This is a genomic window from Delftia sp. WY8, assembly GCF_018437695.1.
Lineage (GTDB): Bacteria > Pseudomonadota > Gammaproteobacteria > Burkholderiales > Burkholderiaceae_C > Comamonas > Comamonas tsuruhatensis.
In genome coordinates this window covers 882,293-895,013 of record NZ_CP049795.1, presented here as the reverse complement: position 1 = coordinate 895,013, position 12,721 = coordinate 882,293, and the positions used below count along the sequence as shown (strand labels likewise).

Annotated in this window: 12 protein-coding genes and 1 tRNA gene; 5 read left to right on the top strand and 8 right to left on the bottom strand. The window is 67.4% G+C overall.

Annotated elements, in window-relative coordinates:
- Nucleotides 1–27: 27 nt before the first annotated feature.
- A complete protein-coding gene (locus G4D77_RS03955) occupies nucleotides 28–1,245 on the bottom strand; it encodes an MFS transporter (protein ID WP_154834660.1) in 1,218 nt (405 codons plus the stop codon).
- A gap of 106 nt (nucleotides 1,246–1,351) precedes the next feature.
- Between G4D77_RS03955 and G4D77_RS03950 the strand changes: the two genes are divergently transcribed.
- Nucleotides 1,352–2,308: a LysR family transcriptional regulator gene (locus G4D77_RS03950; protein ID WP_154834659.1), complete on the top strand. Its 957-nt coding sequence runs from the start codon at nucleotides 1,352–1,354 to the stop codon at nucleotides 2,306–2,308.
- 179 nt (nucleotides 2,309–2,487) lie between these two features.
- On the opposite strand, the gene G4D77_RS03945 is transcribed toward G4D77_RS03950, so the two are convergent.
- Nucleotides 2,488–2,751, bottom strand: a complete 264-nt coding sequence (locus tag G4D77_RS03945; protein WP_016448913.1) for a hypothetical protein — start codon at nucleotides 2,749–2,751, stop codon at nucleotides 2,488–2,490.
- 201 nt (nucleotides 2,752–2,952) lie between these two features.
- Here G4D77_RS03945 and G4D77_RS03940 point away from each other — a divergent pair, with 201 nt between their 5' ends.
- On the top strand, nucleotides 2,953–3,246 hold the full coding sequence (locus G4D77_RS03940; RefSeq protein ID WP_016448912.1) for a DUF2789 domain-containing protein: 294 nt from the start codon (nucleotides 2,953–2,955) through the stop codon (nucleotides 3,244–3,246).
- An 86-nt stretch (nucleotides 3,247–3,332) separates the two neighbouring features.
- On the top strand, nucleotides 3,333–5,270 hold the full coding sequence (locus G4D77_RS03935) for a hybrid sensor histidine kinase/response regulator (RefSeq protein WP_154834658.1): 1,938 nt from the start codon (nucleotides 3,333–3,335) through the stop codon (nucleotides 5,268–5,270).
- 33 nt (nucleotides 5,271–5,303) lie between these two features.
- Here the strand turns inward: G4D77_RS03935 and G4D77_RS30980 are convergent, their stop codons facing one another.
- The 3 genes from G4D77_RS30980 to G4D77_RS03925 all read right to left on the bottom strand — a co-directional run bounded on the left by G4D77_RS30980 (nucleotide 5,304) and on the right by G4D77_RS03925 (nucleotide 6,677).
- Nucleotides 5,304–5,426, bottom strand: a complete 123-nt coding sequence (locus G4D77_RS30980; RefSeq protein WP_016448910.1) for a hypothetical protein — start codon at nucleotides 5,424–5,426, stop codon at nucleotides 5,304–5,306.
- 188 nt (nucleotides 5,427–5,614) lie between these two features.
- A tRNA-Ser gene (locus G4D77_RS03930) sits at nucleotides 5,615–5,704 on the bottom strand.
- A gap of 13 nt (nucleotides 5,705–5,717) precedes the next feature.
- Nucleotides 5,718–6,677: a LysR substrate-binding domain-containing protein gene (locus G4D77_RS03925; RefSeq protein ID WP_154834657.1), complete on the bottom strand. Its 960-nt coding sequence runs from the start codon at nucleotides 6,675–6,677 to the stop codon at nucleotides 5,718–5,720.
- A gap of 186 nt (nucleotides 6,678–6,863) precedes the next feature.
- Between G4D77_RS03925 and G4D77_RS03920 the strand changes: the two genes are divergently transcribed.
- A complete protein-coding gene (locus tag G4D77_RS03920) occupies nucleotides 6,864–7,271 on the top strand; it encodes a tautomerase family protein (RefSeq protein ID WP_074924276.1) in 408 nt (135 codons plus the stop codon).
- Nucleotides 7,272–7,339: 68 nt separating this feature from the next.
- Here G4D77_RS03920 and G4D77_RS03915 read toward each other — a convergent pair whose 3' ends face one another.
- Both G4D77_RS03915 and G4D77_RS03910 read right to left on the bottom strand, forming a co-directional pair.
- Nucleotides 7,340–8,257, bottom strand: coding sequence for an SPFH domain-containing protein (locus tag G4D77_RS03915; protein WP_016448907.1), 918 nt, complete (start codon nucleotides 8,255–8,257; stop codon nucleotides 7,340–7,342).
- Nucleotides 8,258–8,384: 127 nt separating this feature from the next.
- Nucleotides 8,385–8,810: an NfeD family protein gene (locus G4D77_RS03910; RefSeq protein WP_016448906.1), complete on the bottom strand. Its 426-nt coding sequence runs from the start codon at nucleotides 8,808–8,810 to the stop codon at nucleotides 8,385–8,387.
- A 151-nt stretch (nucleotides 8,811–8,961) separates the two neighbouring features.
- Between G4D77_RS03910 and G4D77_RS03905 the strand changes: the two genes are divergently transcribed.
- On the top strand, nucleotides 8,962–11,535 hold the full coding sequence (locus G4D77_RS03905) for an arginine/lysine/ornithine decarboxylase (RefSeq protein WP_016452397.1): 2,574 nt from the start codon (nucleotides 8,962–8,964) through the stop codon (nucleotides 11,533–11,535).
- A gap of 87 nt (nucleotides 11,536–11,622) precedes the next feature.
- On the opposite strand, the gene G4D77_RS03900 is transcribed toward G4D77_RS03905, so the two are convergent.
- A complete protein-coding gene (locus G4D77_RS03900; RefSeq protein WP_017403993.1) occupies nucleotides 11,623–12,678 on the bottom strand; it encodes a Bug family tripartite tricarboxylate transporter substrate binding protein in 1,056 nt (351 codons plus the stop codon).
- Between the last annotated feature and the right edge of the window lie 43 nt (nucleotides 12,679–12,721).

The window sequence follows — 12,721 nt, the reverse complement described above, 5'->3', positions numbered from 1 at the left end:
GCCCGCCAACGGCCCGGCCTGCCAGCTTCAGTGCTGGCGGCCGGCCAGCCGCACGCCCAGCGCTGCCGCCGATGCCGCGCAGGCCAGGGCTACCACGCCGCCCCAGCCCCATTGCGCCAGGGCCAGAGCGCCCAGCGCGGAGCCCGAGGCCATGCCGATGAACACGCCCGTGAACAGCAGCGCATTGAGCCGGCTGCGCGCGGCAGGCTCCAGGCCATACACCAGGGTCTGGTGCGCCACCAGCGTGGCCTGGATGCCGAAGTCGAAACCGATGGCGCTGGCCACCAGCAGTGGCAGCTGTGCGCCGGCCGGCAGCCAGGGCGACAGTGCCAGCACGGCGAACGATGCCAGGGCCAGGCCCGCACCCAGGCAGGTCACGCGCTGCGGGCCGCTGCGGTCGGCCAGCCGGCCTGCCAGCGGGGCGGCCAGCGCACCGGCCGCACCCGCCAGGCCCAGGGCGCCGGCAGCGGCGCTGCCCATGTGGAACTGCTGGTGCAGCATCACGGCCAGCGTGGACCAGAACGCGCTGAAGGCCACCGACAGCAGGCCCTGTGCCAGTGCCGCGCGGCGCAGCGCAGGCTGGCTGCGCCACAGCTGCACCATGGAGCCCAGCAGCGCGCCATAGCGCAGTTGCGTGGTGGGTTTGAAACTGGGCAGCCCGCGCCACAGGGCCACCCCCAGCAGTGCCATGGCAGCGGCGGCCAGCAGGTAGACGCTGCGCCAGCCCCCATGCTCGGCCAGCAGGCCGCTGACCACGCGCGACAGCAAGATGCCCAGCAGCAGCCCCGTCATCACCGTGCCCACCACCTTGCCGCGCTGGTGCTCGGGCGCCAGCGTGGCGGCGGCCGGTACCACGTCCTGCGCCAGGGTGGCGGCCAGGCCCACGGCCAGGCTGGCAGCCAGCAGCGGCGCCAGGCCCGGAGCCAGCCCGCTGGCCAGCAGGGCCAGCATCAGCGCGGCGGTCTTGGCCAGGATGATGCGCCGGCGGTCCATGCGGTCGCCCAGCGGTGCCAGCAGCAAAATGCCCAGCGCATAGCCCAGCTGGGTCAGCGTGGGCACAAAGCCCACGGCGCGTTCGCCTGCGCCCAGGTCGGGGCCGAGCACCCCCAGCATGGGCTGGCTGTAGTAGAGCGAGGCCACGCCCACGCCCGCCGTGGTCGCCATCAGCAGCACCAGCGATGCCGGCACGCCGGCGCCCTGCGCGCCCGCAGCGGTTTGCATATGCGTAGATTGAATAGAAGACATGTTGAGGCGCCTGTCAGGCGCAGTTGAAAAGCGATGGCCGTAGTGTGGTGCGGCGCAGCACACCACGGTAGTGGCTGCGCCTGCAGAATCGATATACGCTTGGCGTATGACCCTTGCCGACCTTCCCCTGCCTTCTGGCACTGACCGCATCGAGCTGTTGCAGACCTTTGTGCGCATCGTCGAAAGCGGCAGTCTTTCGGCCGCTGCGCAGCAGATGTCCACCACCCAGCCCACGGTCAGCCGGCGCCTGCAGACGCTGGAGCGCGCGCTGGGCCTGCGCCTGCTGCGGCGCTCCACCCACGCCATGGCGCTGACCGACGACGGCCAGCGCTGCCTGGAGCATGCGCGCGAGCTGCTGGAGGCATGGCACGCGCTGGAGTCCGACCTGCGCGGCGCCCAGGACACGCCGCGCGGCCTGCTGCGCGTGGTCGCGCCCCACGCCTTTGGCCAGGACCAGCTCATGGCGCCGCTGCTGGCGTTTCTGGACCGCCATCCGGCCGTCAAGGTCGAATGGCTGCTGCATGACCGCCAGCCGGACTTCATTGCCGAAGGCATCGACTGCGCCGTGCAGGTCGGCACCGTGGTCGACCCTTCGGTGATTGCGCTGCGCGTGGCCGAGGTGCCGCGCATTGCCGTGGCCGCGCCTGCCTTGCTGGGGCAGGGCAGCGTGCCCCAGCACCCGCGCGAACTGCAGGGCCTGCCCTGGATTGCGCTGCGCACCTTCTACCAGCGCGAGCTGGAGCTGCACCGCGTGGGCGATGAGCGGGTCTGCAAATCCTGGCGCCTGCAGTTCGAGCCCCGGCTCAGCACCGACAGCCTTTATGCGCTGCGCAACGCCGCCCTGGGCGGACTGGGCGCGGCCCTGGCCTCGGCCTGGATCGTGCGCGAGGGTCTGGAGGCCGGCCGCCTGGTGCATCTGGCGCCCGACTGGCAGGCGGCGCCGCTGCCCGTGCATCTGGTCTACCCACCCGCGCGCCACCAGCCGGCGCGGCTGCGCGCCTTCATTGCGGCCATGCGGGAAGTGATGCCGGGCCTGACGGGAATGCGCGCGCCGCTGCCCTGAGTTGCTTGCTGCATCGTGTCCGCCCACGGCACCAGCCCCGACCTGAACCTGCCCGGTGCGCCGCGCAGTGTGATGTTGGCGCTGCGGCACAGCTTCTGAGGCTGCGCCCGGCATGGCCGGGCTTCTCCAAAAGACAAAGGCCCACGCGAGTGGGCCTTGGTCTATCCGGGCGTTGCCGTCTACTCGGTCGCCTTCTTCAGCGATTCCTTGGCGTTCTCTGCCGACTGCTTGGAGCGCTTGTGGTGGTAGTCCGACTTGACGTTGTTCACGGCCTTGCCGACCGGCCCGCTGTCCTTGGCCTTGGCGTCGGCCTGCTTTTCCTTCACCTTGTGGTCTGCAGCGTCGGCGGCTTCGGAGGCGGCCTTGCCCACCTGGGCATGGACGGGTGACAGGGCAGCGGCAGCTGCGAAGGAAATGGCGGTGGCAAGCAGCAGTTTCTTCATGGAATGCAATGTCCTGTGATGAGATGGCTGCATGGTGCGCCGGACCGCCGAGGCAACCGTGTAGGAGCAGGGCTTTGCACGGCGCGGGCGCTGCGGCCCACTCGCAGAAGGGCCGCCGACGGCAGCTTGCTTCAGTGTCCGACATGGTGCCGCCGGCCGAGCTTCTAGCCTTGAGCCAACCCCGTCACAACAAGGACCCCCATGATCACAGCCGAACCCACCATGACCAATCTCTTCGACCAGCTGGGGCTGGACTCCAGTCCGGAGGGCATCAAGCAGTTCATCCTCTCGCACCGGCTGGAAAAGGACACGCTGCTGGTGGATGCACCGTTCTGGACCGACGCGCAACGTGCCCTGTTCTCGCAGCAGTGGCATGCCGATGCGACCTGGGCGCTGGTGGTGGACCAGCTCAGCGAGGCCTTGCATGCCGAGCCGGACCTCCAGGCTGCGCGTTCGCCCGCAATTGCCGGGCACGAGCAGGAGGCTCGTCCCTGATTCTGTGATGCAACCGCTTGCGATGAACCCGTGGTGCTTACAATTTTTCCGGCTCGTTCAACCCATTTGCCTACGGAGTCGTTCACATGCTGACCTCGACTGGTCTGGCGCCGGCCCCTGCAGGCTCCGACGCACAACTCCCCCTTGATCCGGGCCTTGCTGCTTTGGAGGCCTTTCCGGACGCAGTCTTCGTCGTCGGACTCGATGGACGCCTGGCGCGCTGCAACCGCCATGCGTTGAGCCTGCTGGAGCATTCCGGCGATGCCCTGGAGGGCAGTGTTTTCGAGGACCGCTTCGTCGCCAGCAGCGGGCGCGCAGGCTGGTTCAACAGCCAGTGCGAGCCCGCAGGCGCCCCACGGCAGGCCAGCCGCTGGCCCTTGCTGACCTGCACGGGACGCGAGCGGCCCGTGGCCTCATGCAGCTCGCGCGTACGGCTCGGCGATGGCAGCCTGGCCCTGCTGCTGAGTGTGCGCGAGGCGGATGCACCCCCGTCCGGGGCATCGCAGGCTCTGGCCGTGCCTTCCCGGTCCAGCCCTCTTTCCAGCGCCGAGCGCAGCTTTGCCTTGCTGGTGCAGAGCGTGACCGACTGTGCGATCTACATGCTGGATCCCGAGGGCCGCATCGTCAGCTGGAACCTGGGTGCCAAGCGCATCAAGGGCTATGAAGAGGACGAGGTCCTCCATACCCATTTCTCGCGCTTTTACACACCAGAGGACCAGCAGGCGGGGCTGCCACAGGCGGGACTGCGCACGGCCGTCAGCACCGGCCGCATGGAGGCCGAAGGCCTGCGCGTGCGCAAGGACGGCTCGCGTTTTTGGGCATCGGTCGTGATCGATGCCATCTACGACGAGGGCCAGCTGATCGGTTTTGCCAAGGTCACGCGTGATGTGACGGAGCGCAAGGCTGCCGAGGCCCAGCTGCGCCAGGCCTTGAAGATGGAGGCCATCGGCCGCTTCACGGGCGGGGTGGCCCATGATTTCAACAATCTGCTGATGGCCGTGCTCAGCAGCCTGGAATTGCTGCGCAAGCGCATGCCGCCCGACGATCGCCTGCGTTCGCTGGTGGAGATCGCCACGCGCGGCGCACAGCGCGGTGCCTCGCTGACCCAGCGCATGATGGCCTTTGCGCGGCAGCAGGAATTGAAGACGCAGGCCGTGGACGTCGCTGTGCTGCTGACCGGGATGCAAGGCCTGCTGCAGCAGACGGCTGGCCCGCATATCTTTCTGAAGATGGCCCTGGCCTCAGACCTGCCGCGCATCGCCACCGACCCCAGCCAGTTCGAGAGCAGCATCCTCAGCCTGGTTGCCAATGCGCGCGATGCCATGCCGGGCGGCGGCGTCATCAAGATCACGGCGGCCGTGGAAACCACGCTGCCGCGCCAGCTTGCGGGCCTGGCCTCGGGCTCGTATGTCTGCGTGCGCGTGGTGGACACCGGCGAGGGCATGGACGAACAGACACTCTCGCATGTGGTCGAGCCCTTCTTCACCACCAAGGGCGTGGGCAAGGGCACCGGCCTGGGCCTGGCCATGGTGGACGGGCTGGTGGCCCAGTCCGGCGGCAAGCTCGTGCTGCACAGCGCCCTGGGCAGCGGCACCACGGTGGAGATGTGGATGCCCGTCTCCAAGGACGAAAGCACGGCCTGCCATCTGGGCGGGCAAAGCGTGCAGGACGTGGGGCCCCTGGATGTGCTGCTGGTGGATGACGACCCGCTGGTGAGGGCCAATGCCTCGGCCCTGCTGGAAGACCTGGGCCACCGCGTCACGACCCTGGGCGCCGGGCAGGAGGCCATCGACCTGCTTGCGCGGCAGGCGCGCTTCGACGTGGTCATCTCCGACTACGCCATGCCCGGCATGAACGGCGTGGAGCTGGCCCGGCATATTGCCGCGCGATACCCGGGCCTGAACTTCATCCTGGCCAGCGGCTTTGCCGACATACCGGCACTGCCACCAGGAATGACGCGGCTGGCCAAGCCCTATTCGCAGGACGATCTACGCCAGCTGCTTCATCAGCTCGGGAAGGCTTGAGCCCCTGGAAAGCCGCGAGATCCTGAGACGGCCTCAGACACCAGCCTTCTCGAACAGCCGGCGCAGTACCTGCATGGGCAGGAACTTGACGCCGCGCCGCTTCAGCTCGCGGCGAAAGAGGCGCTCCCTCTCGATAAAGTTGATTTTTGGTTTCATCTCGTTCCGGGTGCAATGACTTAACCGGGCAATCTATCAGCGCAGAGGGGCGCTGCTGTAACACCCTGTCATTGCCCCCTTGATCGAGGGCCATCATCGCCGCGTGCGGCCGTGCAGGCATCGGGTGGACGAAAAAAAGCCCTGGGACCAACGTCGTCAGGGCTTTTTCACTGGCTTGGCGCCATGTCTGGCGGAGAGGGCGGGATTCGAACCCGCGGTGGGGATTAGCCCACACACGCTTTCCAGGCGTGCGACTTAAACCGCTCATCCACCTCTCCGAAGACCGCGATTCTAGCATCGATTTTTTGGGGTGGCCGCGAAGTTTCCTGCATGCGTGATCGATATGCCCTGGACGGCTGGCGCTTCGGGCATGGCCCGTGCCTGCGCCTGCAGCCAGTTGCAGAAGATGTCGAGCCGGGTCTGCACCGCAGTGCTGCGGCGCAGCGCCAGGTAGCGGTAGCCGGAGGCCGTGAAGCCGAAGGGCGCCAGCAGGCGACCGGCCTGCACGTCGTCCATCACCAGGTGCCAGGGGGCGACGGCCGCGCCCAGGCCGCGCAGCGCCGCTTCCAGCGTGAAGTAGTAGTGCTCGTAGACGGGGCCGGCCGCTGCGGGCTGGGCCATGTCCATGGAGGCGGCCCACAGGTCCCAGGCGTTGCGCCGGCCGCGCGTGTGCAGCAAGGGGAGGCTGGCCAGGTCTTCAGGCTGCTGGAGGCGTCCTGCCATGGCCGGGGACATCACCGGGCCCAGGTATTCGGCGAAAAGAGGCAGGGACGTCTCGTTGTCTGCAAGGGCCTCGCCGCTGTCGTGCGTGATGGCCGTGATGAGCAGGTCGCAGCCTTCGCGTGCAGCGTCGGTGCCGGTGTCGGTGGTGCGCAGGCGCACCTCGATGCCGGGGTGGTGCGCGTGAAAGTCGAACAGCCGGGGGATCAGCCATTTGACGGTGAAGGTGCTGAAGCAGGCCACGTCCAGAGGGCCTTCGTGGGCGTCGCCCAGGCTGCGCACCGCCTCATGGATCTGCTCGAAGGCCTGGGTCAGCGCCGGCTGCAGGGTGCGCGCTGCCGCAGTGAGCGTGGGGCGGGCCTTGGTGCCTGCGAACAGCGGCAGGCCCAGGTGCTGCTCCAGCTGCCTGACCTGGCGGCTGACGGCGCCGGGCGAGACGCACAGCTCGTCCGCCGCCGCCGTCATGCGGCCCAGGCGTGCGGCGGCTTCAAAGGCGCGCAGGGCGGCCAGCGGGGGCAGGCGGCGGGTCATGGGTCGGGTCATGGGTCGGGTCACGGGGCGGGTGGAGGCTATGTGAGTTCCAGGTACATAGAACCGGCCGAATCATCGCTTTTCAGGCCATGGGCCGGTCGGTAGATTTGCCGCTTCGGCCGGCAATTCCTGCGTGGATTCTGGCCGGACTTTCCATCTCCATTCGATCCCAAAGCACATAGCACCATGCCCTTCGTCCACACCTATCTGCCCCAGTCCACCTCCACTTCCCAGCGCGATGCCGCCGTGCAGGGCATTCACCGCGCCCTGGTGGAGGGCATCGGCATGCCCGAGGACGAACTGTTCAACATGGTGCACCCGTACGCTCCCGGGCAGTTCGCGTTCAGCCGCAGTTTCAACGGGGTGGCGCGTTCGGATGCCGTGGTGGTGGTCGAGATCACCATGCGGCGCGGGCGCAGCGATGCGATGAAGAAGGCCTTGTATGCGGCCATTGCGCGCAATCTGCATGAAGGGGCGGGGGTGGCGCCGGCCGACGTGTTCATCTTCATGCATGAGAACGACTACTCGGACTGGTCCGTGGGCCATGGGCGCTTCGCCATGGGCCTGGTGCAGCAGGTGGGCGCACCCGCCTGATCCGCACAACACCGCTGCAATGAAAAACGGGCCGCGATGGCCCGTTGTTCATGGCGTGGCGGCGGCTCTCAGCTGGTGCGCTGGCCGGTCTGGATCATCTTCATGGCCGAGGTGATCAGGCTGGAGACTTCGGTCATGTTGCTGGGCACGATCAGCGTGGTGGTGGCGTCAGAGGCAACCTGGCCATAGGCCTCGACGGCCTTTTCGGCGACCTTGAGCTGCACGGCCTGCTCGCCACCGGGCTGGCGGATGGCGTTGGCCACGCGTTCGATGGCCTGGGCCGTGGCGTCTGCGACCGCCTTGATGGACTCGGCCTCGCCCTGGGCCTTGTTGATGACGGCCTGCTTCTCGCCTTCGGAGCGGGCGATGAAGGCTTCGCGCTCGCCCGTGGCGATGTTGATCTGTTCCTGGCGGCGGCCTTCGGAGGCTGCGATCAGGGCGCGCTTTTCGCGCTCGGCCGTGATCTGGGCCTGCATGGAGCGCAGGATTTCGGCCGGCGGCGTCAGGTCCTTGATTTCATAGCGCAGCACCTTCACGCCCCAGTTGAGCGCGGCCTCGTCGATGGCGGAGACCACCTGGGCGTTGATCATGTCGCGCTCCTCGAAGGTCTTGTCCAGTTCGAGCTTGCCGATCACGGAACGCAGCGAGGTCTGGGCCAGCTGGGTGACGGCCATGATGTAGTTGGACGAGCCGTAGCTGGCGCGCATGGGATCGGTGACCTGGAAGTAGAGGATGCCATCCACCTGCAGCTGGGTGTTGTCGCGCGTGATGCAGACCTGGCTGGGCACGTCCAGCGGGATTTCCTTGAGGCTGTGCTTGTAGGCCACGCGGTCCACGAAGGGCACGAGGAAGTTCAGGCCGGGCGTGAGCGTGCCGGCGTACTTGCCGAGGCGTTCCTTGACCCAGGCGTGCTGCTGGGGCACGACCTTGATGGACCGTGCGATGAAGATGGCCGCGATGACCAGAATGACGATGGCGATTTCCATGGTGTCTCCAGGCCCCGGAGGGGCGTTCGGTGAAACAAGAGGGCGGCGGGACGGCTGGCGGATGGTGCCTGCCACTATGCCCGATGCAGATGCCCGCGCCGTGAAGCGCGGGCGTGGGGATGGGCAATCAGAGTTTGTCCACCAGCAGCCGGTTGCCGACGACCTCGGCCACGCGGTGCATGCCGGCAGAGGGCAGGTTGCCCGGACGGCTGATCACGGTCCATTGGGCGCCGCGGTAGCGGACCTGGGCCGTGCCGTCGGAGTTCCATTGCTCGACCATGACGGATTCGCCGACATCGAGGTTGACGTCGCGGTTGCTGGAGGCGGGCTGGCGGCTGGGCAGGCGCCGGCGCACCAGGTAGCAGGCCAGTACGAAGGCGCTGCCGAGCACGGCGGCAATGACGAGCTGGGCAATGGGCGCCAGGCCCATGTGGGCGCACAGCGCGCCGACGATGGCGCCCAGTGCCAGCATCAGCAGATAGAAGCTGCCGGTCAGCAATTCGGCGATGACCAATGCGCCGGCGACGAGCCACCAGATGGTGGAATATTCCATTCCCAGACTCCCTGTTTATGACGGTTGCTTGTGTTTAGTGCACCACATTCTGGGTGAAAAGCCGCACGCTTCAAAGGCGCAATAAGGATATTCCTTACACTTCGCGCCTGTTTCGTTTTTTAGGCCCGCTCAGGTTACGGAGGCTGCCCCCATGAAGTTTCGCTTTCCCATCGTCATCATCGACGAGGACTACCGTTCCGAGAACACCTCGGGCCTGGGCATCCGCGCCCTGGCACAGGCCATCGAGCAAGAAGGTTTCGAGGTGCTGGGGGTGACCAGCTACGGCGACCTGTCGCAGTTCGCGCAGCAGCAAAGCCGGGCCAGTGCCTTCATCCTGTCCATCGATGACGAGGAGTTCTCGCTGGGTGGCGAAAGCGATCCCGTGATCCACAGCCTGCGCAGCTTCATCGGCGAAGTGCGCCGCAAGAACGCCGATGTGCCGATCTACATCTACGGCGAGACCAAGACCAGCCGCCACCTGCCCAACGACATCCTGCGCGAGCTGCACGGCTTCATCCACATGTTCGAGGACACGCCGGAGTTCGTGGCCAAGCACATCATCCGCGAGGCCAAGAGCTACCTGGAAGGCGTGCAGCCGCCGTTCTTCAAGGCGCTGCTGGACTATGCGGAAGACGGCTCCTACAGCTGGCACTGCCCCGGACACTCGGGCGGCGTGGCCTTCCTCAAGAGCCCCGTGGGCCAGATGTACCACCAGTTCTACGGCGAGAACATGCTGCGCGCCGACGTGTGCAACGCGGTGGAGGAACTGGGCCAATTGCTGGACCACAACGGCGCCATCGGCGAGAGCGAGCGCAATGCCGCGCGCATCTTCAATGCCGATCACTGCTATTTCGTGACCAACGGCACGTCCACGTCGAACAAGATCGTCTGGCACCACGCCGTGGCGCCCGGCGACGTGGTCGTGGTGGACCGCAACTGCCACAAGTCCATCCTGCACTCCATCATCATGACGGGTGCGATTCCGGTGTTCCTCAAGCCCACGCGCAACCACTTCGGCATCATCGGCCCGATCCCGCAAAGCGAGTTCTCGGTGGAGTCCATCCAGGCCAAGATCGCGGCCAATCCGCTGCTCAAGGGCGTGGATGCCAAGACGGTCAAGCCGCGCGTGCTGACGCTGACGCAGTCCACCTACGACGGCGTGCTCTACAACACCGAGACCATCAAGAGCATGCTGGACGGCTATGTGGCCAACCTGCACTTCGATGAGGCCTGGCTGCCGCACGCGGCCTTCCACCCGTTCTATGGCAGCTACCACGCCATGGGCAAGAAGCGCGCGCGCCCCAAGCACTCGGTGGTGTATGCCACGCAGTCCATCCACAAGCTGCTGGCCGGCATCAGCCAGGCATCGCATGTGCTGGTGCAGGACAGCCAGACCGAAAAGCTGGACCACCACCTGTTCAACGAGGCGTACCTGATGCACACCTCGACCAGCCCCCAGTACAGCATCATCGCCAGCTGCGACGTGGCCGCCGCGATGATGGAGCCGCCCGGCGGCACGGCCCTGGTGGAAGAGTCGATTCTGGAGGCGCTGGACTTCCGCCGTGCCATGCGCAAGGTCGAAGACGAGTTCGGCGACGACGACTGGTGGTTCGAGGTCTGGGGTCCCGAGAAACTGGCCGATGAAGGCGTCGGCTCGGCCCAGGACTGGATCATCCGCGGCCAGGACGCGGCGCCCAAGCGCTCCAAGGCCAAGAACGGCAAGGAGTTCGACAACTGGCACGGCTTTGGCGAACTGGCCGACGGCTTCAACATGCTGGACCCGATCAAGTCCACCATCGTGACGCCGGGCCTGGACCTGGACGGCGATTTCTCGGACACGGGCATCCCGGCCTCCATCGTGACCAAGTACCTGGCCGAGCACGGCGTGGTGGTGGAGAAGACGGGCCTGTACTCGTTCTTCATCATGTTCACCATCGGCATCACCAAGGGCCGCTGGAACACCATGCTGACGGCGCTGCAGCAGTTCAAGGACGACTACGACCGCAACCAGCCGCTGGCACGCATCCTGCCCGAGTTCTGCCAGCAGCACCGCCGCTACGAGCGCATGGGCCTGCGCGACCTGTGCCAGCACGTGCACGAGCTGTACGCCAAGTACGACATCGCCCGCCTGACGACCGAGATGTATCTGTCGGACCTCAAGCCCGCGATGAAGCCCAGCGATGCCTACGCCCACATCGCGCACCGCAAGACCGAGCGCGTGGAGATCGACCACCTGGAAGGCCGCATCACCGTGGGCCTGGTCACGCCGTACCCGCCCGGCATTCCGCTGCTGATCCCCGGCGAGGTGTTCAACCGCAAGATCGTGGATTACCTGCTGTTCGCGCGTGAGTTCGCCAAGGAGTGCCCTGGCTTCGAGACCGACATCCACGGCCTGGTGGAGCTGGAGGACGCGGACGGCGAGGTGCGCTACTACGCCGACTGCGTGGCCCAGGCCGCTCCTGCCCGCAAGGTGCCGGCTGCCGGCAAGTCTGTGGCCGGAAAATCCGCAGCGGCCAAGGCGGCGGCCAAGCCGGCTGCCAAGGCTGCGGCAAAGCCCGCTGCCAAAAAGGCCGTGAAGGCTGCTGCCGTCAAGGCGCCGGCCAAGCGCCCCGCAGCGGCCCGCAAGGCCGGGTCGGCGCCGGAAGTCGGCACGGCTGCCAAGCCGGCGCGTGGCCGCAAGATGGTGCAGGTGGGCGATGATGGCCCCTTCGGCCGCACGATCTGATCGGCTGGCCGGCTGACGACGGCCCGTCAAAAAGGCGCGGTGCCCGCAAGGGGCGCCGCGCCTTTTTTCTTGCCCGCTGTTTGCCGCTCACTCCAGGCGGATCCTGGCATCGCGGATCAGCGCGGCCCAGTCCGTCTGCTCCTTGAGCAGGTACCGGGCCGCGTCCTGCATGCTGCCGCCCAGGGCCGTGCTGCCCTCGGCCTGCAGTTGCTGCTGCACGGCGGGCTGCTGCAGGGCCGCGTTCACGGCGGTATTCATCTTCTGCACGACGGCGGCCGGCGTGCCCTTGGGCGCGACGATCAGCTTCCAGTCCACGGCCTCGAAGCCTGCATAGCCCGACTCGGCCACGGTGGGCACCTCGGGCAGGATGGGCAGGCGCCTGGCCGAGGTCACTGCCAGGGCGCGCAGCTTGCCGCCCTTGAGCAGCGGATAGACGGCCTGGGGCGTGCCGAACATGTAGTGCGTCTGCTTGCCCAGCAGGTCGGTCACGGCCGGCGCTGCGCCCTTGTAGGGCACGTTGAGCACCTGGATGCCGGCCTTGAAGGCCAGCATCTCGCCGGCCAGGTGGCCCACCGTGCCCGTCGATGCCAGTCCCTGGCGGATGCCGCCCGGGTCGGCCTTGGCGGCCTTGACCAGGTCCTGCACCGATTTCCATGGCGAGTCCTGCGGCACGACCAGCACCGTGGGCTGGGCGGCGACCAGGGCCACGGGGATCAGGTCGGTGCGGGGGTTGAAGGGCATGCTGGGCAGCAGGGCGGGGTTGATGGCGAGGTTGGCGGTCTGGCCCATGCCGAAGGTATAGCCATCCGGCGCGGACTTGGCCACCGCATCCAGCCCGATGTTGCCGCCCGCGCCGGGCTTGTTGTCCACCACCACGGTCCATTGGTTCAGCGTGCCCACGCGCTCGCTGATCTGGCGCGCGACCGCGTCCGTGCCGCCGCCCGGCGTGTAGGGCACGACCATGCGCACGGCGCGCGAGGGCCAGTTGCCGGGCTGGGCCTGGGCCGCCAGCGGGAGCAGGGCGGCAGCCAATGCGGGCAGGGCGCACAGCAGCAACTGGCGGCGCGGGGCGGAACAAGGGCGGGCCTGGGTCAGTGTCTGTGTCCGGTTTTGGGCGGCCGGGTTGCGGTGGATGGCGGGCATGGTGTTGTCTCCGGGAATTTTTGGGAAAAGGCCTCCCCGCCGG

Coding starts and splice junctions, on each gene's coding strand:
- G4D77_RS03940 (WP_016448912.1), top strand. CDS start 2,953: ATGATCACAGCCGAACCCACCATGACCAATCTCTTCGACCAGCTGGGG.
- G4D77_RS03950 (WP_154834659.1), top strand. CDS start 1,352: ATGACCCTTGCCGACCTTCCCCTGCCTTCTGGCACTGACCGCATCGAG.
- G4D77_RS03905 (WP_016452397.1), top strand. CDS start 8,962: ATGAAGTTTCGCTTTCCCATCGTCATCATCGACGAGGACTACCGTTCC.
- G4D77_RS03955 (WP_154834660.1), bottom strand. CDS start 1,245: ATGTCTTCTATTCAATCTACGCATATGCAAACCGCTGCGGGCGCGCAG.
- G4D77_RS03900 (WP_017403993.1), bottom strand. CDS start 12,678: ATGCCCGCCATCCACCGCAACCCGGCCGCCCAAAACCGGACACAGACA.
- G4D77_RS03945 (WP_016448913.1), bottom strand. CDS start 2,751: ATGAAGAAACTGCTGCTTGCCACCGCCATTTCCTTCGCAGCTGCCGCT.
- G4D77_RS03925 (WP_154834657.1), bottom strand. CDS start 6,677: ATGACCCGCCGCCTGCCCCCGCTGGCCGCCCTGCGCGCCTTTGAAGCC.
- G4D77_RS03935 (WP_154834658.1), top strand. CDS start 3,333: ATGCTGACCTCGACTGGTCTGGCGCCGGCCCCTGCAGGCTCCGACGCA.
- G4D77_RS03910 (WP_016448906.1), bottom strand. CDS start 8,810: ATGGAATATTCCACCATCTGGTGGCTCGTCGCCGGCGCATTGGTCATC.
- G4D77_RS03920 (WP_074924276.1), top strand. CDS start 6,864: ATGCCCTTCGTCCACACCTATCTGCCCCAGTCCACCTCCACTTCCCAG.
- G4D77_RS03915 (WP_016448907.1), bottom strand. CDS start 8,257: ATGGAAATCGCCATCGTCATTCTGGTCATCGCGGCCATCTTCATCGCA.
- G4D77_RS30980 (WP_016448910.1), bottom strand. CDS start 5,426: ATGAAACCAAAAATCAACTTTATCGAGAGGGAGCGCCTCTTTCGCCGC.